General features: G+C 46.5%; 15 protein-coding genes and 1 tRNA gene. 4 read left to right on the forward strand and 12 right to left on the reverse strand.

Translation table 11 applies throughout. From position 1 onward, the window contains the following. Positions 1–482: 482 nt before the first annotated feature. The 5 genes from F0364_RS11660 to F0364_RS11680 form a co-directional block, all read right to left on the reverse strand. A complete protein-coding gene (locus tag F0364_RS11660; protein WP_153797959.1) occupies positions 483–1,550 on the reverse strand; it encodes a dipeptidase in 1,068 nt (355 codons plus the stop codon). 55 nt (positions 1,551–1,605) lie between these two features. Next, the gene (locus F0364_RS11665; protein ID WP_235921068.1) at positions 1,606–2,091 is read right to left on the reverse strand and encodes a RidA family protein; all 486 of its coding nucleotides are present in this window, start codon (positions 2,089–2,091) and stop codon (positions 1,606–1,608) included. A 98-nt stretch (positions 2,092–2,189) separates the two neighbouring features. Next, positions 2,190–3,836: an alpha-L-fucosidase gene (locus F0364_RS11670; protein ID WP_153797960.1), complete on the reverse strand. Its 1,647-nt coding sequence runs from the start codon at positions 3,834–3,836 to the stop codon at positions 2,190–2,192. A 637-nt stretch (positions 3,837–4,473) separates the two neighbouring features. Then, complete coding sequence (locus tag F0364_RS11675) at positions 4,474–6,009, reverse strand: SusD/RagB family nutrient-binding outer membrane lipoprotein (protein WP_153797961.1); 1,536 nt, start codon at positions 6,007–6,009, stop codon at positions 4,474–4,476. A 20-nt stretch (positions 6,010–6,029) separates the two neighbouring features. Next, on the reverse strand, positions 6,030–9,152 hold the full coding sequence (locus F0364_RS11680) for a SusC/RagA family TonB-linked outer membrane protein (RefSeq protein ID WP_153797962.1): 3,123 nt from the start codon (positions 9,150–9,152) through the stop codon (positions 6,030–6,032). 634 nt (positions 9,153–9,786) lie between these two features. Between F0364_RS11680 and F0364_RS11685 the strand changes: the two genes are divergently transcribed. From F0364_RS11685 to F0364_RS11695, 3 genes are all read left to right on the forward strand, one after another. Continuing rightward, on the forward strand, positions 9,787–10,572 hold the full coding sequence (locus tag F0364_RS11685) for a DeoR/GlpR family DNA-binding transcription regulator (RefSeq protein ID WP_153797963.1): 786 nt from the start codon (positions 9,787–9,789) through the stop codon (positions 10,570–10,572). Positions 10,573–11,283: 711 nt separating this feature from the next. Continuing rightward, complete coding sequence (locus F0364_RS11690) at positions 11,284–13,305, forward strand: M13 family metallopeptidase (protein WP_153797964.1); 2,022 nt, start codon at positions 11,284–11,286, stop codon at positions 13,303–13,305. Between the two features lie 50 nt (positions 13,306–13,355). Continuing rightward, the gene (locus F0364_RS11695; RefSeq protein WP_153797965.1) at positions 13,356–13,796 is read left to right on the forward strand and encodes an RDD family protein; all 441 of its coding nucleotides are present in this window, start codon (positions 13,356–13,358) and stop codon (positions 13,794–13,796) included. Between the two features lie 28 nt (positions 13,797–13,824). On the opposite strand, the gene F0364_RS11700 is transcribed toward F0364_RS11695, so the two are convergent. The 7 genes from F0364_RS11700 to F0364_RS11730 form a co-directional block, all read right to left on the reverse strand. After that, the gene (locus F0364_RS11700; protein WP_153797966.1) at positions 13,825–14,001 is read right to left on the reverse strand and encodes a hypothetical protein; all 177 of its coding nucleotides are present in this window, start codon (positions 13,999–14,001) and stop codon (positions 13,825–13,827) included. 33 nt (positions 14,002–14,034) lie between these two features. Then, positions 14,035–16,434 carry a glycoside hydrolase family 9 protein gene (locus F0364_RS11705; RefSeq protein WP_153797967.1) on the reverse strand — a complete coding sequence of 800 codons (2,400 nt, stop codon included), beginning with the start codon at positions 16,432–16,434 and terminating at the stop codon, positions 14,035–14,037. Positions 16,435–16,808: 374 nt separating this feature from the next. Continuing rightward, positions 16,809–18,308, reverse strand: coding sequence for a LamG-like jellyroll fold domain-containing protein (locus tag F0364_RS11710; protein ID WP_153797968.1), 1,500 nt, complete (start codon positions 18,306–18,308; stop codon positions 16,809–16,811). Positions 18,309–18,825: 517 nt separating this feature from the next. After that, on the reverse strand, positions 18,826–19,560 hold the full coding sequence (locus F0364_RS11715) for a DUF6515 family protein (RefSeq protein ID WP_153797969.1): 735 nt from the start codon (positions 19,558–19,560) through the stop codon (positions 18,826–18,828). Positions 19,561–19,905: 345 nt separating this feature from the next. Then, positions 19,906–19,978 (reverse strand) — tRNA-Gly (locus F0364_RS11720). Between the two features lie 141 nt (positions 19,979–20,119). After that, a complete protein-coding gene (locus tag F0364_RS11725; RefSeq protein ID WP_153797970.1) occupies positions 20,120–20,584 on the reverse strand; it encodes a hypothetical protein in 465 nt (154 codons plus the stop codon). Between the two features lie 246 nt (positions 20,585–20,830). Further along, positions 20,831–21,013: a hypothetical protein gene (locus tag F0364_RS11730; RefSeq protein ID WP_153797971.1), complete on the reverse strand. Its 183-nt coding sequence runs from the start codon at positions 21,011–21,013 to the stop codon at positions 20,831–20,833. A 28-nt stretch (positions 21,014–21,041) separates the two neighbouring features. Here F0364_RS11730 and F0364_RS11735 point away from each other — a divergent pair, with 28 nt between their 5' ends. Beyond that, the gene (locus F0364_RS11735) at positions 21,042–21,548 is read left to right on the forward strand and encodes a DUF7935 family protein (protein WP_153797972.1); all 507 of its coding nucleotides are present in this window, start codon (positions 21,042–21,044) and stop codon (positions 21,546–21,548) included. Positions 21,549–21,554: the final 6 nt, after the last annotated feature.

Consider the following 21,554-nt stretch of genomic DNA (forward strand, 5'->3'; position numbering starts at 1 on the left):
TCATTAACCATTTCGGTGGTTATCCCGAGCCTAACATATCGCACCTACGGCGCTCCATTACCTGGTGTTTGCTATGGCTACTAACATACCACCCCGATGGGGCTTTGATTGTTTAATGTTCGTTTGTTTAAAGTTTAATGTCAGCAGCGGGTAGCGCTTTTGCGCCTCCGCAACTGAACAAATTTTCAGCCTTTTATGCATCAGCAGACCGGCATCCTGCAACTTGTAACCGGCAACCGTTTAATTTCAGTAGTAAGCAGTGCTTCTGCGCCTCGCCACTAAACAAATTATCAGCGTTTTACACTTCAACAGACCGGTAACCGGCAACTGGTAACCGGCAACCGGCTTCCGGGTGAGGGATTGCAGCGGATACCCCGGTGAGGCCATCGCCGCAGGGCTTTTGTGCCGGAGTATGAGCGGAAAGCCCGACCCCTTGCGCAGCTTGGGGGCACCCCCTGAAAACATCATTCCCTTCGTCTGTACTATCCCCAGGCTTTTTCTAAAAAGCGCAACCAGTTATCGTGCATAATGTTCTCAATATCTGTTTGCGTGTAGCCGCGCTGCAGCAGCATGGCAGGCAGCTTATCCAGGTCAGCAATGGTTTCAAGATCGTAAGGACATTGCTCCTTGCCAAAAGCGCCATCAAGGTCGGTACCAATACCTACATGCAAAGTGTTGCCGGCCAACTGACAAATATGGTCAAGATGGTCAAGCATTTTTTCCAGGTTGCAATCCATCTGCTGCGGAGTGGAAACACCGCGCTGCCAGCCCGGTACCATCATCCATGCATCCAGCGCACCGCCAATAACAGCGCCACGGCTAATGAGTGCTTTGATCATTTCATCGCTAAACTGCCTGTTATGGTTAACCAGTGCCCGGCAGTTGTTATGGCTTGCCCAAACAGGGCCGGTATACATTTCCATGGCATCCCAAAAAGCGTCATCGCATAAATGGGTGGCATCCAGTATCATGCCCAGCTTGTCCATTTCTTTCAGCAAAGCAATGCCCTGCTCATTTAAATGCCCTGTAGCATCTGTTCCGTTGGCATAACGGCCGGGGCCATAATGTGCGGGGCCGATGGCACGTAACCCATAATCATAAGCTATGTGCAGGTTATCAAGTGTTACAAGCGAGTCTGCACCTTCCAGGCTAAGAATGTAACCAATGGCTTTTTTATCATCCAGCGATGTTTGCCAGTAGTCAATATGATTTGTAAGCCCTGCCAGGTCTGTAATCATTGCCATTTCGCCGGCGGCCTCCATGGCTTTGTACCAGGCAAGCTGGGCCTGCGTTTGCGCCCAGGCCTGCTGTGGTGAATGCCAGCCGGGCAGCTTATTGCCCGGTGCTACATAACGCGCTATTTGGGTGGCTACCACCAGGCCAATGTTGCCCTGGCGCAACTCAGGAAACGCAACGGTGCCTTTGGCCCTGTCGGGCTTGTCGGCCAGGCCTTCCTCCCTTTCGCGTATGGCCTGCACAGGGCAGCGCAGATCCCTGTTCCACTCCATGGCGTTCATACTTAAATCAAGGTGCGCATCTATTGTAAACATCGGGAAAGTTTAATGTTCGGTTGTTTAAAGTTCAATACTGGTTGTGCGGCTTGTACTACTTCAGTTCAAACAAAGCTTCTATTTCTACAGGAATGTTATCCGGTAAAGAGCCAAAGCCTACAGCACTGCGTACGCCAATGCCATTTTCTTCGCCCCATACTGCTGCAAACAACTCGCTGCAGCCATTAATAACATAGGGATGGCGTAAGAAATCAGGCGTGCAGTTAACCATGCCAAGCACTTTAATCACCCTCTTTATTTTATCAAGGCTGCCTACATGGGTGCGCATGGTGGAGAGCATGGTAAGCCCAACCTGTCTTGCGGCCAGTTTGCCCTGCTCAATATCCATATCCTGGCCAATGCGGCCAATAATAAGGCTTTTGTCATTTTGTACGGGGCCATGGCCGGAGAGATAAAGGTACTTTCCATCAATAAGAAAAGGTTTGTAAACGCCAAGCGGTTTAGGCGCAGGTGGCAAGCTTAATCCAAGTTCTTCAAGGCGTTGGTCTGCCGTCATCGTTTCAGTTGTTACTGTTTCCATGTATCAATATTTAAAAACAAATTTCAGTAATGTGGCCGCAAGGTACAAGTTTCAATACCCATGCAAGCCTTTGGTTGCAATACCGCTTAGGCTTGGTTTTATTGCCGCCAGGTTTTCTTGTCGCCGTCAATTGTTACCCGGCTGTAGTCAATTACAGCTTTGTATTCGTAGCGTTCACCTTTTGCCAGCCGGTTAACAACGGCACTGAAAGAGCCATCGGCATTAATTACAGCAGGCTGGCTTATCGCCCAGGCGCCGCCATATAAATCCTCCGTTTGGCCATGGTACACACGGTAATAAAAACGGGCTTTAACAGGTTGCCCTTTTGCATAGTTAAACAACCTGCCGTATAATAATGTTGCCGTGGCCGCAGTTTGCCGGGCCTGCAGTGTTTGTACCTGCACAGGCGCTATGGCCGGCAGTATATTTTCCAGCTTTACCACTACAGCATTGGGCCATTTATGGTCATCGTAAATGCGCTGGGCTTTAACTACAGATACCACCAGGCCGGTATCTGTTTGTGTGAACCTGCAGCTTACATCTTTACCGGGATTATACTCCTGGATAAGGCTGTTTTGCCCCAGTACAGACACCCTTGTTTGCTCCGTGCTTTTTACAGAATGCAGTACAAATGATTTTCTGTCTCCTTCCTTCCAGTTGGCAGCATTGGTTATGATGGCGTATAGTATTTTCCTGTCCACAGAAGTTGTAAACCAGGTACTGTCTTCATTGGTAATTACCCAGGGCCGCACACTGTCTACCGCTTCTTTGTTTACAAAGTACCAGGCCGCCATTTCCCGCAGCCTGTCTTCCTGTTCCTGTGCTATGGCGCCGTTTGGCTTAGGGCCAATGTTAAGCAGCAGCGAGCCACCCTTGCTGCGTGCTTCTATCAACAGTTCAATTAATTTGCGGCCGCTTTTGTAGCGGTCGTTCGTTGGCTGGTATTGCCATGCCGTGCCAATGGTAATGCAAGAAAGCCAGGGCTCGTTTATGGTAACCCCGGGCAGCATTTGTTCCGGTGTTTTCAGTGCACCCCTGGTAATCAAAATATCGGGTTGCAGCTTCCAGCAGGTTTCCTTCACCACTTCTTTCGGCTCGCCATCAATAAACAGCAAATCAATTTTGCCATAGTTGGTCATCAGTTCCTCGCACTGCCGGCGGGTAAACTCATCAAACTCCTTCTTAACAGCTTCATTCATCACTACATTGTCACGGCTAATGGGTAAATGGTGCCGGTGAAGAAAGCTGAAGTCCTCCGGAGAAAAATAAAAGCCTACCTGCAGGCCAGCCCGCCGGGTGGCATCTGTAAATTCTTTCAGCAAGTCTTTTTTATACGGCGTGTTCATAATGTTGAAGCCCGTGGTCTTTGTATCCCACATGCAAAAGCCTGAGTGGTGTTTGGTGGTAAACATGATATACTTCATGCCTGCCAGTTTTGCCAACACCGCTATTTCATAAGGGTTAAAAGCAGATGGGTTAAATGTTTCGGGCAGGTCTTTAAAAAAGCGGTTGGCATAATCTGCTGAAGCGCCTACCAGCGAATGGCTAATTACCACACCCAGTTGCGCATCTACGCTAAAGTGAATAAACATGCCGTTGTTGGTATTGCGCAGCCACTCTTCCCGTTCGGGCTTATTAAGGTTATAAGTGCTGGCATCCTGGTCTCTTACCGTATCGCTTTGCGCCAAGGCCGGCAAACAAAAAAGGCAGGCAAGCATAATGGCTGTGGTGTTTTTGATATTCATCAGCAAATGTTATCGTGCAACCTAAAGACTGTCCTAAAAGTATTAAATAGAATTGCTGCACGCAATTTGAAAAATATTTTTTATGGGCCCGGCTTGAGAATCTACTATGAGGCTTTACTTGCGTCGCACTCTTGTACTGCAACAATTCTATTCGCCATTGTGCCGCAGCAGGCGTATTCTTCTGCCAGGCTGTAATTAAAAAGTGTATAATAACGGAAGACATAGACATGCCCTCCCTGTTCTTAACGTTATGAGCAATTTTGGCTGTACATATCTTAGCTTATGGCGCCAAATAGAAGTTTAAGCATAATAAATGCATAGTTCAACGTGTGTTCCGGCGGAACACTTTGTGGGTAGCAGGTATTAGCATGTTTCTCTGCGTTCCGGAGGAACGCTTTGTGCTTGCCTGCGCAGCGATGAGCACAAAATGTTCCTCCGGAAAATAATATCGCAAAAATTTCTTTTCGCCTCTTCCATTTCAACAGACCGGCAACTTGCAACCTGCAACCGGTAACCGGCCCTCGGGTGAGGGATTGAAGCGGATACCCCGGTGAGGCCATCGCAGCAGAGCTTTTGTGCCGGAGTATGAGCGGAAAGCCCGGCCCCTTGCGCAGCTTCGGGGCACCCCCTGAAACCCCTACTCTTTATCCCACCAAACCCTTGTTAAAAACTCATCTGCCCCCTGCCTGCTTACGGCAGCACGGTAAGAAGCGGCGTTCAGGTTTTGCTCAGATAACGGGTACAGCATCCTTCTGAATATTTTGCCACCTGTAGCATTGTTGGGGTAATTGTTGGGCACCAACGCAGGATAGCCTGTACGGCGGTAACTGGCAAACACTTCCTGCGCATCGGGAAACAGGCCCACCCAAAACTGTGTATAAATTTGCTCCATCTGCTGGTTAAAATTGCCACCCATATTCAATGCATGGCTATCCGCATAAGCTTTTATCTGCTCATCGCCTATCGTGCCTGCACTACCAGCTATAATTGACCACTGGCGCATGGCGGCCTCTATGCCTTTGCGGTATAAAGAAGCGGCGGTTTCTGCATTGTACCAGCCACGCAAAGCTGCTTCGGCCAGTAAAAAATAAGATTCTGCCGCGGTAAATACCAGCCTTGGAGAAGCGAGTAACAATACAGTTTTAGGATTAGGCTCGGAGTATGTTACAAAATCAGGCGGCTTTACATTGTTAATATCGGAGGCCATGCCCTTTTGGATGGCGGCTGTTGTATCGGCCACACCATTGTTGTACACAACGGATATTACCGGCAGGCGCGGATCGTTATTGTTTTTAAGATAGCTGATAAACACTTCCTGGTACTTACCACCCTCGGTATTGGTGCTGCCATTTTGGGCAATGTAATCGCTGTTCCACAAGTTAAGCGCCAGTGGGTTTTTGTTAATGTCCTGGCCGCTGCCCACATACGCAACTTTAGCCACATCCGCATCAGCGGTTATTACCCCCCCGGCAATGGCTTTGCTTACCCAGTTTTGAGCGGCGGAAGCATCCACTTTTGTCATGCGCATGCCCAAGCGCAGCATAAGTGAATAGGCGAACTTTTTCCACTTATCGGTAGCGCCGCCATAAATTAAATCAGCAGTGCCAAAAGTTGCTTTAGCTGCATCAAGGCTTTGAATGGACGTTTCCAGGTCTGCCAGCAGGCTGGCGTAAATGGACTGTTGCGGATCGTATGCAGGCTGGTATATGGACGAATCGTAACCCATTACTGATTGCGAGAAAGGTATATCCCCGTACAAATCAGTAAGCCTGCCTACACAATATACCCGCCATATTTTAGCTTCAGCCAGCAGGTTTACCTGTTCGGGATTGTCCTTTACCGCTTTTATAACAATGCCCAGCTCATTCAACTCGTTAGGATAAGCATTGCTGAATGCTGCTGAAGACTGCTGGCTCTGGCTGGTAACATACTTGCTGCCAAAACCGGCCACATCGTTAAAGCTGGTGGTGTACTGCATAGTGCCCAGCAACAGGTTTAACATGTTAGCCGTACCATCATACTGCGCCTTGGTGAATACATATTGCGGAGATGCCGTTGCAGAGGCATCAGGATTGATGTTGATTTCTTCAAAATTCTTATCGCAGGATTGCAGGTTGGCCGCCCCCAGCACTAAAAGCAACCCGGCACTATATTTCGTGATTATTTTTTTCATTGTTGTTGTGTTTGTGTAGGTTAAAATTTAACTGCCAGGTTTAAACCATAGCTGCGTGTACGTGGCAGGCCTATTGACTCAAAGCCCTGTGCATTGCTGTTGGTAAAGCTTTGTTCGGGGTCAAAATTGTCTGTCTTTTTATACAGTATGGCCAGGTTACGTGCCACAAAAGAAATGCTGGCAGCCTGTAGTTTCAACAGCTTAATTTTATTAACCGGAATGTTGTAAGAGAAAATGATTTGCCTTAGCTTAACAAAACTGCCGTCGTGCAGGAACAGTTCTGAATAGCTCTTGTTGTTATCATAATAAGGCCGCAGGTTGGCAACTTCCACTGTGCGGGAATATTTGTTGCCCTGTTGATCAACACCTTCCAGCAGAAGGCCGTTTTCCCTGCCTGGCAATGTGCTTTTAAGCTTGCCCATACGCATGGCATACAACTCGAATATGGAGAAAACCTTATTGCCGAATTTGCCATCCAGCAGCACATTCAGTGAAAAGTTTTTGTACCTGAATTCGTTGGTAAAGCCCATAGTAAGTGGCGCTACGCTGTTACCCAGTTGCTGCAGGGGTGTGGCAACCGGCAAACCCGTTGTTGCATTGAAAACAGTATTACCCTCGCCGTCCTTAAGAATGCGGGTACCTACCAGCGTTCCGAAAGGCTGACCTTCAATGTGGTTTAAATAAGCCCAGTTACCAACGCTGTTGGCTATTTGTATAGAAGTTAACCCAGGCGCCAGCTTCACCACTTTATTTTGGTTGTAAGCTATGTTATAGCTTACGTTCCAGTTGAAATTGGCTGCCTTTACAGGTTTGCCTGTAACCAGTAATTCTATGCCCTTGTTATTCAGCTCGCCTACATTAAGGATAACATTGCTGTAGCCTGAAGTGGTAGAGATAGCTGTGTTAACAATATCATTGGTTGTTTTGCGGTTGTAGTAGGTAAAGTCAACACCCAGCCTGCTATTGAATAACTGTAACTCTATGCCGGCCTCGTAAGTGGTTGAAGTAAACGGCCGCAGGTTGGGGTTGGATATTACATTGCTGGTTACATTCTGCAACGATGGGCCTGAACTGGGCACGTTGCTGTAAGTAAGGTTGATGGCATAAGGGTCTGGTGCGCCGCCGCCCACCTGCGCCCAGGAACCACGGAGCTTGGCATAGCTTACAAAAGCAGGCATGCGTACAGCATCCGATAAAATAAAGCTGCTGCCCAAACTTGGATAAAAAATATGGTTGTTGGCCGGACTTAAAGTAGAGAACCAGTCTTCGCGGCCGGTAACGGTTACAAAGAGGATGCTCTTGTAATCAAAGTCGGCAGAACCGAAAATAGAGTTTGTAGTAATTCTTGCCGTGTAAGGAATAGTAGATGCTGTTGCCAGGTTGCTGAAGCTGTAGAAGTAAGGTATGATGAACTGGGCGCCATTCATATTCAACTGGCTATTCTGGAATTTTCGGCTGTTAACGCCCCCCATGAATGACACGCCTATGCTGCTGCCAATATTGGTTTTATAGCTGGCAGTAACCAATCCATTGGTTTCTGATACATCAGATTTAATGCCCTGGTACTGGCCATTGGGCACATACAAGGTGCCTGTAGGCAGGATGTTGACATAGTTGTAATTGTAAAAGTCACGGCTGATGGTGGCTTTAAATACCAGGTCTTTCACCATTTCATAAGAAATTGAGGCCTGCCCTATAAAGCGGTTCTTACGGTCAGACTGCTGAAATTTGTTAATAACAAAATAGCCGTTGGAAGCAATGGCCGCGTCGTTCCATATTTTTTCGTTGCCGTTGGCATCGTAGCCGGGATCAAGCCAGCGCACATCAGCGGTGTTGGCAATCTCCAGCGGTGTCCAGTTGGGGTTACCCAAAGCATCACCGGCGCCGGTGCGGTTTTTACCGGTTTCCAGGTTGTATTGCGCCAGTGCTTCAATGCTTATTTTATCGCCCAGCCTGCCGTTAAGTGCCAGGTTTAAAGTTTTACGGCCATAGGTTGTTTTGGGTAATATACCGCGGCTGTTAAGGTCAGACGCGGAGAATCTGTAATTCAATGATTCGTTGCCGCCGGTAAATGAAAGCGTATTGGTAAAAGTGGTGCCTGTTTGATAAAAATTTTGCAGGTTATCTTTTTGCGCCAGGTAAGGGTGCGTATTGCCATCTACCCCAACATAGTCAGTTGAGCCGTCTATTTTTGCGCCCCATGACCGCCTGCCCGTAGCCTGCGCCTGCGCCAGTGTGGTTGGTTTAACGCCGCCATCGCCCTGGCCGTATTCATATTGAAAATCGGGTATCACGGCAACGTTTTCCATAGTAGCGGTAGAGTTATACTCCACGCCAATACCACGCTGCGCCCTGCCTTTTTTGGTAGTGATAAGTATTACCCCGTTACTGGCCCGGGAGCCATACAGTGCGGCAGCAGTACCGCCTTTTAAAACACTGATGGATTCAATATCGTCCGGGTTAATGCCGGCAATGCCGTCGCCACGGTCAACGTTATTGGTAATGCCGTTAACGGTGGGCGCCCCACCCGGTACGGAGTTATCTATGGGCATACCGTTTACAACATACAGCGGCTGGTTGTCGCCATTAAGCGAACCATTGCCCCTGATGGTTACACGGCTGGAACCGCCCGGTCCAGTTGACAAACCTGCCACGTTTACCCCGGCAACTTTGCCGGAAAGTGCGTTGGCCAGGTTATTTTCCCTGGCCTGGGTAAACTCACTGCCCTTTACTTCTGTTACAGCGTACCCGAGGGCTTTGCGGTCTTTCTTTATACCCAGGGATGTTACCACTACTTCGTTAAGCGGGTTATTGTCCTGTACAAGCATAATGGTTATGCCACTTTGCCCCGGATTAAAACTGTAGGTTTTCTTTTCAAAGCCTACAGATGAAACAAGCAACTCAGGAGTTATGCCCGCGGGAACTGTTAGCACAAACTTTCCGGTGGCATCAGTTATGGTAGCAATTTTTTTGTTGGAAGCCAGGGTAACCGTTGCACCGGCAAGGCCACTGCTGTCAGCAGCGCTTTTAATAACGCCGGTTATCTGCACGGTGCCATTCCCTTGGCTGTGCAATTGTTGAAGGGCCATCACGCAGCAGGCCAGCAAGAAGCCACGTAAAGCAGTCAGTTTGATTTTTTTCATAAACGTAGTTAAGATGGTGACTTTTGTTTTTTTCGCATTCGCTGACCGAATTTAGCAAAAAAATCAAAATATGCAAATTATTTGCACATAATATTGCAATTATGATAATAATTCTCTCATTTATTTGCCAAATTCATATTAAAATGAATAGATATTTAAAAATATTTGCATAATTGAAGCAGATTTTGATGCTCTACCTAATAAAAAATCTGACTGAGCCATATTAATCAGCTAAGTATTAGTCTCTAATTGCCCAAGAATATTGATAATTTATTTTACTAATATGCAATTAATTTGCAATTTTGACTACGATTATACGCTTTTCTGGAAAACTGGTTGAAACACACGACCCAAATTTTTGCAATCTTTCCGGCAGAAGAACTGTTTATAAGGGTTAACTTAACAGCAGGATGTATAACTTAGAACCCAGGGTTGAAAAGATTACCAGGTAAGCAGGTTTTGGCTAAAGCCTTACACCATAATAAAATGCCTGCCAGCATGTATACTGTGCAAAATTTCTTCGGTTGTCACCGTATTTGACTGCTGTGCCAGCATAAACTGCGCTAAAACCCGGTAAAGCGTGGCTTTGTTTAACCTTAATTCTGGCTGCCCGACAGCCAGGCCAATAAAAAATATGTCAAATACAATTGCCCAGGTTGCAGACGCACCGTTGGCCCTTCAAAAAAAAGAACGCAAAAAACTTATTATCAGGCAGGTGAATATTCATACCCGCTTAATGTTCTCTGACCTTGTCAAGCTGATAGACGTTTCGGAAGATACCATACGCCGTGATGTGAACGAACTGGCCGATGAAGGCCAGGTCATCAAAATAAAAGGCGGGGCCATGGCGGCCGCTTACCATGTGGGCCAGGAAGCCAAAACCTACTCCCAGGAAGACAAGCTTATTATAGCAGAAAAAACCGCCAGCCTGCTAAAAGAGGATATGATTGTGCTAACCGGGGGCGGCACCACCATACGAGAATTCATTAAAAAAATACCTTCCACACTGCGGGCTACCTTTATTACAGTAAACCCTTTAACAGCTGTGGAACTGCTGGATAAGCCGCTGATAAAAACCATCATGATTGGCGGCTGCCTTTCCGCCTACAGCCAAATGGTAGTAAGCGGCGAAGTGTTTTCATCGCTGGCCAACATAAAAGCAGACCTCTGCATACTGGGCATTAACGCTATTGACAGCAACAGCGGCCTTACCGACTCTGACTGGGAAACCATACAGGTTAAAAAAGCCATGATGAAAGCGGCGGCAAAAGTGGCAGTGCTAACTATTTCAGAAAAGCTCAACTCATCCATGCAAATGAAAATCGCCGACATCAGCGATATTGATTACCTGGTAACTGAACTTGATGCCGGCCATAAAATGCTGCAGGCTTACCAGTCTAAAAATATCAGCATATTATAACCGGGCTGCCTGCAAACCGTACCCCCAAACTTTGCTTTCTGCTGCGATAAGTTTTTTAGGGGGTGCCCCCAAGCTGCGCAAGGGGTCGGGCTTTCCGCTATTACTCCGGCACAGAAGCCCTGCTGCGACGGCCTCACCGGGGTAACCGCTTCAATCCCTCACCCGAAAGCCCGTTGCCGGTTACTGGTCAATGTCATTAAGTTAAGGAAACGAATGTCAGGTTGAGCTTGTCGAAACCGGGTTATGCAAGCCGCTTCTTCACCAATCCGCCTTCGACAGGCTCAGGCTGACAGCTTAACTTAATGACATGGGTTGCTGGTTAAAGGTCTGTTGAAGTGTAAAAGGCCAATAATTTGCTTCGTTGATGAAGCGCAGGAGAAATTCAATTTTGCTAACATTAAACTTTAAACAAACAAACATTGAACGGTTGCTGGTTACAGGTCTGTTGATTGGTAAGAGACTGATAAATTTTTTGGACGATGAAGTGCTGAAGTAGATTTTCTCAGAAACTTCGGGCAAAGAAGAACATGGCTATAATGTGGGAAAAGCCGCATAGCGAATCCAGCCGTACAAGTGAGTGACACAACCAAAGCCCAATAGCAATCCTGCTGCCGGGTACATAAAAAATCCTCACTTACAGCACACCTGAAAGTTTAAATGCCGCATCATGTTATCTTTATCCATCAATCATTTTTTAGAAAAGTTCTGAGTATGAAAAACTGGCTGTTACTTTTTGCTGCGCTTTTGTTGTTTACGGCCTGCAGCAATACTACTGACAAAAGTACTGAAGCGTTCATTGCTATACAGGGAATAGATTCTTCGCTAAAGCCCGGTGACAATTTTTTTACATACGTAAATGGCAAGTGGTACGATACCGCCCAGATACCCGGCTCGCAGGCAGGTGTAGGCGCCTACATGTTTATGAATTACCCGCAACGCATACGCCTGCAAAATATATTGGACAGTGTTTCAAAAGCCAGCAACCAGGCCGGAAGCATTGAACAGAAAGTGGGTGATTTTTATGCATCAGGCATGGATACCGCTACCATTAACAAACGGGGTTATGAGCCCATAAAACCGTTGCTGGCACGTATTGACAGCATTGCCGGCATTTCATCTTTAATGAGGTTTGTGGCAGCAGAAGCAAAGGTTAACAATGCTTCTGTTGTTTATTTTGGTGTGGGGCCCGACAACAAAAACAGCAACATGAACATTGGCCATGTTTACCAGGCAGGCATAGGCTTGCCTGAACGTGATTATTACTTTAAAACAGATGCACCCAGCATTGGCATACAGGAAGCTTACAAAAAATACATTGCCGCTTTGTTTGAACTTACAGGAACAGATGCCGCACAGGCGAAGAAAAATGCGGAGCTTGTGTACAGCATTGACAAACAGTTAGCATACGCCCACAGAACAAATATTGAACTGCGCGATGTAAATGCCAACTACAATAAAATGGCTGTTGCCAGCCTTACAAAAAAACACCCGAACATAGGCTGGATAACGTTGCTGGATAACCTGGGCGCCAAAACAGACTCCATTGATGTATCGCAACCCGCTTACTATGATAAGCTTAACACGTTGCTGAAATCTGTTGCGGTAAATGACTGGAAAGTTTACCTGAAAGCTTACTCAATAAACACTTATGCCAACGTACTGAGCAAACCATTTGTTGATGCCGCATTTGAATTTACAAAAGTATTATCCGGCCAGGCGGTGCAAAAATCACGTGGCGAGATACTGGCAGACGCTGTTGACCAATCGCTTGGCGAAGCACTCGGCCAGTTGTATGTAAAGAAGTATTTTCCGGAAGCCGCCAAGAAGCGCATGCTTGAACTGGTGAATAACCTTCAAAAAGCTTTTGAGGCAAGAATGAGCAAGCTTGACTGGATGAGCGACAGCACCAAAATAAAAGCGAAGGAAAAACTATTTGCCATCGCCAAAAAAATTGGCTACCCGGACAAATGGAGAAACTACGATAATGTAGCTATTACTCGCAATAAATATTTTGAGAACATTGTATCTGCGTCTTCTAACAATTACCAATTTCAACTGGCAAAGCTGAACAAACCTGTTGATAAGACAGAGTGGTTTACCACACCTTCTACAGTAACAGCCTATTATAATCCGTCCGCCAATGAAATTGTTTTTCCGGCAGGGATATTACAGTCACCCTATTTTGACGATGCCGCCGACGACGCCCTTAACTTTGGCGGCATTGGTATGGTGATAGGCCATGAATTAACGCATGCCTTTGACGACCAGGGCGCACAGTTTGATAAGGAAGGCAATGTAACAAACTGGTGGACGAAAGATGATTACGCGAAGTTTAACGCAAAAACAAAACAGGTAATTGACCTGTATAGCTCATTTACCGTACTGGACAGCCTGCACATAAAAGGTGCGCTTACTGTTGGCGAAAACACGGCAGATGTAGGCGGTGTTGCCATGGCATACGATGCTTTTAAACTAACTAAACAGGGCCAGGACACTGCAACCATTGGCGGTTTTACACCAGACCAGCGCTTCTTTATTTCCGTAGCACGCATCTGGCGTGTTAAGATGAAAGATGAGTTTCTGAGGTTATGGATAAACAATAATCCACACTCACCCCCTATGTGGCGTGTTAACGGGCCGCTTATGAACTCCACCCATTTTTACGATGCATTCCACGTGCAACCAGGGGATAAAATGTATTTAGCGGATTCTGCAAGATTAAAGATTTGGTAGAAGATTTTTATTATATGAACATACACATATAACCCACGCCGACGAAAGCTATGGATTATTTAACTGACATTACCCCTAAACCTGTTATAGCAAGACGCATTAGAAGATTCGCCGCATTTGTTATAGACTTTAACATTCTTGGAGCGATTGGCCTTGTAATCGGCTTTTTCTTTGGAGATCCGCATGAAGATAAGGAGGGAATAGGATATTCACTTTCCGGTTTACCGGCATTAGCCTGGATGTTTCTTTCGTTCCTGCTAATTGTTGTTAAGGAGGGCACAACCGGGCAAACTTTAGGAAAAAAAGCATTGAAAATAGAAGTGGTAAAAGCAGATTTGTCTCCCATTTCAATATCGCATTCAATTGTACGGCACTTGTTTGATATTATTGATTTCTTCCTTTTAATTGGCATTTTTGTTTCCCTGCTTAATAAATACAAACAAAGAATTGGCGACCTCGTCGCTAAAACATACGTGGTAAAAAAAGCATAAAACTCGGCAAAATTCATATTGGGCCCCTTCAATCCCGCTTTGCGGAACTTTCAGTTCCGCAGTAATATTTTGTCGCTTGCATCGGCGGCCCGGGCTCATCTACCAGGGCCTGAAAAGCTGCCATGAAAAACCAGCCGATGAAAGGATTGCGACGCAACTGGGCCGCCATGAAAAACCGGACGCCGGTATGTAAAGCCTTCTCCATATACACAGTGCTTAAGTAAATATACCTTATTGGTTATTTCTTAAACAACGCCGCTACCAGCCACATAACATCGGCGGTGGTGTGCGTCCATATTTCTTTGTAAGTGGCGTTTACCTGCATGGGCATATACGGCTCATCTTCATTTTCAAAAGTTTCTATGCCAACAGGTACAGCGCCAACCACATCGCCGGCATAGGCGCCATACAGGGGCGGATAATCGTAGCCGTCGCCATAAATAGTGCTCATGGCAAAGGGGTTGTAACCAATGATATACTCCAATTGGCGGGTGGCAATATCGGCAAGTGCTTTATCTTTTAATAAAGCCGATAAAATAAACGCGGCTTTTGCCTTGCCCATTAGCACGGCATGAAAACCCCTGAACTGGTAGGCTACCGGGAAACGGCGCAGGTAAAAATTGCCGCCCAGGTGGATGCCATTTTTAACCTGGGCATTGTACTCTTCCATAGAAGGCAGGCCTATCTTTTCGCCTTCGTGATAAATGCCCGCAAACTCAGCATTGTTCAATTCATAAACAGCGGCAGGCAATATGCCGTAAGGCGCAATAGCAGTGGAAATATCATGAAGGTAATCTGCATAAGCCTGGCAGGAAGTTTTCCATAAGGGCGCATCCGGGTGATTGGGGGCATCCAGCAATAACATGCTGAGGCCCTGCACCATCAGGTGCTCGTTGCTGCGGTGGAAGTATTCCAATATCCTTTTCTTTGAGCGTGATTCATAGAAGAAGCCATGCAACGGCATTTGCCAGTCGGTCCGCCGTTCTTTCTGCTGGCCATCCATCACTACATGGGCATATTGTGCAGCCATATCAAGATACGATTGTTCACGTGTAAGGCGGTACAGGTGCATGGCGGATACCATGGCGCCGGCGTATAATTCAGTTTCATTCCTGTCATTAGCGGCCATGCCTAACAGTTCGCTGGCAAACTTAAAATCCTCAATGGCGGCTTTGCGGCATAAGGCGCTAAACACCTTGTCTTGCTGCTGGTACATACGTGCGGCCACAGCGCAATAAGATGCGGCTATAAAATTATCCGCTGGATTATTAGATGCCTTACCCTGCATATCATCTTTAGTACCGTTGATGTTATCAGTCCAGATGCCGATGATTAACCCGCCATTGCGGTAGCCATCGCCAAACCTTGTTTTCAATGCCCACTCAAGGCCCCAGCGGGCTTCGTCAAGCAGGCGCTGGTACAGCGTTTCGTTGGAGGTTTTTACCGCGTCTGCCAGTTGCAGCATAGCCAACCCGCCCCTGGCTGTATTGCCGATGCCTTGCGTAAGGTCTGCCGCATCGTGCCAGCCCCCGCTAACATTCACGGTTCTGCCGTCAGGGTGGGCAGTAGTAACGTCCAGGTGGCACTGCTGATGAATGCCCGGCTGGTTATAGCCGCACCTTTCAGCAAAGAAAAAATTAAGCGTACGCCACGCGGTAGCCAGGTACGCATCATCTCCAATGCCAAAAGGTTTTGTGGTACGGCCATCTATCGCCAGGGTATAAAAACCAGGTTTGTTAAAGCTGCTGAAATCAAGCTGCACAAAACCGCTATCCAGTTTTTTTCCTTCACCACTAAAAGCCAGCTTGCCGGCTGCATCCACCAGTTGAAATTTGGTGGTAGCCACCTGCTGAACAAGCGCCTGTTTTACCGATCCGCTTTTGTACCCGCTGTGGCTATATGCTATGGCATTGCTGCGCAAATGGAAACCCCTGCTATTTTCCGCTTCTACCTGTTCAAGCCGCATATCATCCACATACAACTTCATGTTATCGCCTGCACCTTGCGGCGAGCCTGTAAGCATAATATTAACTGACAAACCGGTTACCGCGTCGCGATACAAATCCGGCAACTCCCAAATTATTTGCTGCCATTTTCCGGGGTACACAGTAACAAAATGCTGCCCTTCAAACCTGCCCGGCGTTGGCATAATATGTTCGCCTTCGTTATATAGTGTACACCCGATAAAGAAAGTGTAGAAGCCCGGCGCATCGGCATATACCCAAACAGAAAACCTGTTATAAGCGTGCAGGTTCTCTCTTTTGATGGGCCTTATTAATTCCGCAGAAGCATAGCTACGGTTGCTGGGATTTTTTACCGCCAGTGAAGTAGGTGTTTCCAGCAATATGCTGCCTTTGCCGGAAATGGTATTGGCTTTGTCAATTCTGATGCTTCCCGGCCCTTTAAGCTTTAGCGAGTTAACATCTTCTGCCAGTGGCAACTGGCGGGAATTGGTTACTTTTTTCTTTAGCCACCTGGTAATGCCGGCATCGCTTCTATCAGCCTTCATTACATATTTAAGGTAATGGCTTTCCTGCAATTGGCGTTGCAACGAAACGTTTTGGGCAATAGCGGGTTTAATACAAAGGACGGTTAGTAATAACAATACTATTGTACGGCAACCGGGATGAAGCAGCATAGGTTTGTGTTTGTATAAAAATAGGGTAAACAGCGCATTAACTCTACACGTATTGAATGCACATTGCACTGGCGGCATGTATTGTTAAGTGATGGCTTACTGGCATGAAGTTTAGCGCTATCAAGCTTAAGCCTGGCTGCAAAAACATTAGCGGGTATCATCTTCGGGTGAGGGATTGAAGCGGATACCCCCGGTGAAGCCTTCGCCGCCGGGCATTGTGCCGGAGTATGAGCACAAGCGAGGAAAAGCAACTAAGTGTTGCTTTGACAAAGGTTGCGAACGCAGTTCTGCCCGACCCCTTGCGCAGCTTGGGGGCACCCCCTGAAAATTTCAATACTTTAATTAATGCAGCCCCTGTATTTTGTAAAGCTCCATTACCTGTTTAACGTAAATACTGTTACCAATGCGGCATGGTCTGACGGATACATTACCGGGTGGCTGGTAATGGTGAAAGATTGCACGGGTTTTAATTTTTTGCCCATGTAATAAATGTAATCAATCCTGTCCTGGAACCAGGTGGTAAAATGCGGCGACCATGTAATGCCGCGGTGTTTTAGAGGATCTGGGTATAATTGCCTGTAGGTATCTTTGAAGCCTGTCTGCTCCATTAGAACCGTAGTGGGAAAAGGTATTACGTAACCGTGGTTGAGGTGGCGGGTTGATTCTACCCAATCCAGGTGTGAGCCGCTGTTAAAATCCCCACAGAAAACAATGGGTATGCTGTCAGCCATTTGCAGCCAGGGATTGATTTTTTTAAGGATGCCCCTTAGAAAAGCAGTATTTACTTTTTCCTGTTGCTCCAACCAGAAATTCCGGTCAATATTTTCTCCTTTGTCCAGCATATCCCAATAGTCGAACGGGTAGTTAAACCAGTTGGTAAAAAAAGCGATGGGTGTATTGTTTACTTTGATAAGCGCCCCTCCATTGTTGAAAGGTTTATAACCATCTATGGTTTGCTGTATGGGGTAACGGCTTAATATAGAAAGGTTAGAGCTGCGCAGGTAAAAATAATAGCCCAAAGCATCAGCGATGCCTGGCCCTGAGCCATAAGTTTCCTGCATGGAAATGATATCGGCGCCGGAGTTTTTAATAACATCCACAATGCGCTGTACGCCTGTTTCCTTACCGGTTTCCCTGCCGCCATGCCAGATATTATAATTCATCGTGGACAGCGTTTTTCGGGATGGCACGGCTGCTGCAGGCCCAAAATAACCCTCAACGGATTTGGCTATATCAGCCGGCGAGAGCACGCCGGTAAACAATTGCACTTCGTCTATAAAGCCATTGAAAGTTTCCCATTGCGCTATGTAACCGGTGCTGTCTCCACCAATCAGTAATTTTTGCGGGGCAATGCGCCGTACGTCGGGTGTATGCACAATGGCAACATTACGGCCATCATAATATAGCCACGCTTCTTCTTTAACTGCATTATAGGCAAATGCGAGGTGATGCCATTTGTTATCCTTTATGGTTTGGCGGCGTGCGGTGGGCAGGTAATCATAAAGCAATGTATCTTCCCGGAGAGACCAAAACCAGGCGCCGTTTGCCTGCACACCCAGCCGCCAGCCGTAGGTGCTGTCGCCGCGTTGCTCATAACCGCTGATGATGTTGTAAGGTTGCTGCAGGCCGGCATCTGCCTTAACCCACAGCGTTACAGAAAACGATTGCTGCATGGATGGCAACGGGTACTGCCGCACAACAGGCGTACGCATGGCCGCAGTACCGGATAAATTTAAGCAGGTACCAAACAATGAACGTGAAGTGTTGTATTGGTTACTTGCCGGAAAGGAGTTAGACCACACCGGTTTTTGGGCTGTTGCTACTTTACCTGCTACAACTAATAACGAGAGAACTAAACTTACAGCAAAACGCATAAAAGTATCGAGATTACAAATGTTACTTTCCTGTGCAAGTCACCAGCCTCTAAGGGGCCGGGCAACAGAAATACGGTGAATGTAGGGACTTACTGTAATTGGTTTCTTATCAAACGTTTGCGTTGATCTATTAAAAAGTCTATGTGTTTTGGTTATACCGCCTGCCGGATAAAATTGTGCACCATTTTTTTGGTGACCAACTATAGTGCTACTATAAGGCGCCTGTTGTGTCACTCACTTGTACGCCTGGTAATTCTATTCGGCAATGTGCGGCCTGGCTGTTTTTCTTTGCACGGTTTTATGCGGCGTGTAGTATAAGAAACCAATGCCAGGTTTAGCCCCGCAATCTGCGGGGTAAACTTTGTCGAAACTGTTTTACATCCCATGCTTTTTATGCATCCGCCTTCGACAGGCTCAGGCTAACATCCTTAATTATACGACATTGTATTAACAGTGTGTATATAACAAAAGCGCCATTGCGTAGCTGCAATGGCGCTTTTGTTATATATAGCTGGCATTACTTTTTTTCTTCAGACGGCTTGCCTGCCACCTGGTAGCTTACCTGGTTATTTTCACCGGTTATTTTCCTGTAATAAATGTTATGCGGGGATACATAATACTTCTCACCATTAAGTGTTATGGTTTTGCAGCCTTCGGGCAACTCATTAATGGTATCCCCTACGTTCGGTTCATCCTGGGGAAGCGGGCTATTGTTTATTTCGCCGTTTTTGCCCACTACTTTATATACATTATCGCCCTTATCCGTTACCGTACGCTGGTAATAAGTACCGTTCAACTCATAAAACTGCTCCCCGTTAACTACCACCAGTTTGGCGCCGCGGGGAAATTGGGTAATCTCGGCACCCATCGGAGGATCAACCACCTGGTAATTGCTATTGTTATTATTACGCTGGTAAAAAGTACCGCCATAATAGTAAAACAGCGAAGGGCCAACATACACCGGCATATAGCCTGCAGGTAACAAGCCGATGCTTATGCCAATGGGTGGGGCAATAATTCTAAACGAAGCCCCATAGGGCCTGTAAAAGAACCCGCTGTTATAGTAATAAGACATGCCGCCATAAGGTATCATTACCCTTGGCGCTACCACTACCCGTGGCCCGCCGTAATGATACCCGCCGCCGCGGTAATATCCATATCCACCCCGTGAAGGGCTCCAGTGCGGCCTTGGCTGTGCATTACCTGAAACAGCCGCTAATAGCAAAATGAAAGCTATGATTGTGTTACGCATACAATAGTTTTTTAATACCGGGTTTGACGAACCCGGTTATCAAAGTTGACGCGATGGAATAATAAAATTTTCTTAAAACAAGGTTTTCTAAAAAAGCTGCTGCCAACAGGGTAAAGGCCGCTACGTTTACAATTTCTTACCAAATATTTTAGATACCCTTAGCAAACAGAAATGTATTTTTGCACTCTCAAAGCTTACTCCAACACTTTTCCAAAACCAATACTGTTTAAAATTATTTCAACGGCGAAACCTGTTGATGAATTTGTACTTTTTGCATGTCAAGGGATTGCATCCCCCAATGCAAGGGCCTGTGTTTATACGCGGGCCCAATTTATTTTAGCAGAGAGCGGAAAACGGGGTTCGAACCCGCGGCCTTCAGTTTGGGAAACTGATGCTCTACCAACTGAGCTACTTCCGCATAAGCCGAATATACAACTGTATTATTAACCAGTGCTTTTTATCGCCATCTTTTTTGTCCATTCATCTTTTGCCCTGCTAAAAAATTCATTCCTCATAGAATAACCAGGCTGCTACCTTGTATAATCCGGCTGTCGGGCTCTTATGGTACGGGTACCGGCGGCAATAATGCCTGCAATTTGGCCAGCTTCTTTTCATTATCTGCAATCTTCTCTTTCAAATCATCTATGTCTTCCTGCATCTCTTTAAGGGCTGCTGCGGCCCTTCTTGCATCTTTGGCATCATCAGCGGCCCGGCTGGCTGCTTTTTTTGCCTGTTTAGCTTTCTTCTTATCCTGCACATCGTCACCAAGGCTGGAAGCGGCTTTTTCATTATCCGCGATAGATTCTTTTGCTTTCTCCGCTTTATCCCTGGCATCTTTCTCCATTCCAGGAATGCGGGCTTCCATCTCGGCAAGTTTCTTCTTTTGTTCTGCCATCTTAAGCGCCAGCTTTTCTGCATCCTTCTTTTGCGCTTCTATTTTTAAGGAGTCTTTTACGGTTAGCTGAGCGGAAACAGTTGGCAGTAAGAACAGGAACGGTATTACGGTTACCAGGAGTGCTTTCATATACGAATTGTTTGTTTACGATAGTGTACGCGGGTACCATGCCGCAATGGTAATAAGGGCGAAATTAGTATAAATGAATAGACAAAGCAGGTAGAAAAAACGCTACACACCGCTGCCAGGCAGCATATACCACGCAACATTTTCTAAACGCGATACGGCCATTCTTTGCAATCACATCAAGGTTTATTATGCAGGTTAGAATTAAAGGGATTAATAAAGCTGGCTGGCAATCACTTCGTCATTCTGTTAAATGTGCAGCGTTTCAGCCCGTGAAGCAAAAAGGCGGATGGCAGCGATGAGATTGCCCACCTTCGCTTTGTTGAAAAATGTTCCGAACGGTGCAGTGAGTGACACAACCGGCGATGCCATGAAAACCAAATGCCGGTGTCCAAAAAATGGCTTTTCTGCATCCTGTAAATGAACTGCCAACCTCCCTATTTTTGCAAAAAAGATTGCGATGGGCGATACAACTATTCTTTTGCTTGCGGTAGCAGGGCTTTTGTTCGTGGGGGCATTGGTATATATTTTCAGAGATTACCGAAAAAAGGGTGGCAAAACTGAGGAAAAAGAAAACCCTGCGCTGCAATTACAATTGCAGGCTTACGAAAGACTTACCTTGCTGGTTGACAGAATTGCACTGCCCAACCTTATCAGCCGCGTAAACCAGGCCGGCCTTAGCGCCAGGGAAATGCAGCTTGTACTTACCAAAAATATTAAAGACGAATACGAATACAACATAACCCAGCAGATTTATGTAAGCGCCGATGCATGGACGGCCGTTAAAAACCTGAAAGAACAAAACATGCTGGTGGTAAACCAGTTTGCCAATGCCCTGCCTCCTAAAGCTACCGGGCTTGACCTGAATAAGCTACTGCTGGAGTTTTTAATGAACGACAAAAAGGGCAGCCTGCACGAAGTGGTTAGTGAAGTACTTAGTTACGAGGCTAAAAGATTATTTGCCTGAAAGCCG

It is taken from the genome of Foetidibacter luteolus (assembly GCF_009650435.1).
Classification (GTDB): Bacteria; Bacteroidota; Bacteroidia; order Chitinophagales; family Chitinophagaceae; genus Foetidibacter; species Foetidibacter luteolus.

Coding starts and splice junctions, on each gene's coding strand:
- F0364_RS11660 (WP_153797959.1), bottom strand. CDS start 1,550: ATGTTTACAATAGATGCGCACCTTGATTTAAGTATGAACGCCATGGAG.
- F0364_RS11665 (WP_235921068.1), bottom strand. CDS start 2,091: ATGGAAACAGTAACAACTGAAACGATGACGGCAGACCAACGCCTTGAA.
- F0364_RS11670 (WP_153797960.1), bottom strand. CDS start 3,836: ATGAATATCAAAAACACCACAGCCATTATGCTTGCCTGCCTTTTTTGT.
- F0364_RS11675 (WP_153797961.1), bottom strand. CDS start 6,009: ATGAAAAAAATAATCACGAAATATAGTGCCGGGTTGCTTTTAGTGCTG.
- F0364_RS11680 (WP_153797962.1), bottom strand. CDS start 9,152: ATGAAAAAAATCAAACTGACTGCTTTACGTGGCTTCTTGCTGGCCTGC.
- F0364_RS11685 (WP_153797963.1), top strand. CDS start 9,787: ATGTCAAATACAATTGCCCAGGTTGCAGACGCACCGTTGGCCCTTCAA.
- F0364_RS11690 (WP_153797964.1), top strand. CDS start 11,284: ATGAAAAACTGGCTGTTACTTTTTGCTGCGCTTTTGTTGTTTACGGCC.
- F0364_RS11695 (WP_153797965.1), top strand. CDS start 13,356: ATGGATTATTTAACTGACATTACCCCTAAACCTGTTATAGCAAGACGC.
- F0364_RS11700 (WP_153797966.1), bottom strand. CDS start 14,001: ATGGAGAAGGCTTTACATACCGGCGTCCGGTTTTTCATGGCGGCCCAG.
- F0364_RS11705 (WP_153797967.1), bottom strand. CDS start 16,434: ATGCTGCTTCATCCCGGTTGCCGTACAATAGTATTGTTATTACTAACC.
- F0364_RS11710 (WP_153797968.1), bottom strand. CDS start 18,308: ATGCGTTTTGCTGTAAGTTTAGTTCTCTCGTTATTAGTTGTAGCAGGT.
- F0364_RS11715 (WP_153797969.1), bottom strand. CDS start 19,560: ATGCGTAACACAATCATAGCTTTCATTTTGCTATTAGCGGCTGTTTCA.
- F0364_RS11725 (WP_153797970.1), bottom strand. CDS start 20,584: ATGAAAGCACTCCTGGTAACCGTAATACCGTTCCTGTTCTTACTGCCA.
- F0364_RS11735 (WP_153797972.1), top strand. CDS start 21,042: ATGGGCGATACAACTATTCTTTTGCTTGCGGTAGCAGGGCTTTTGTTC.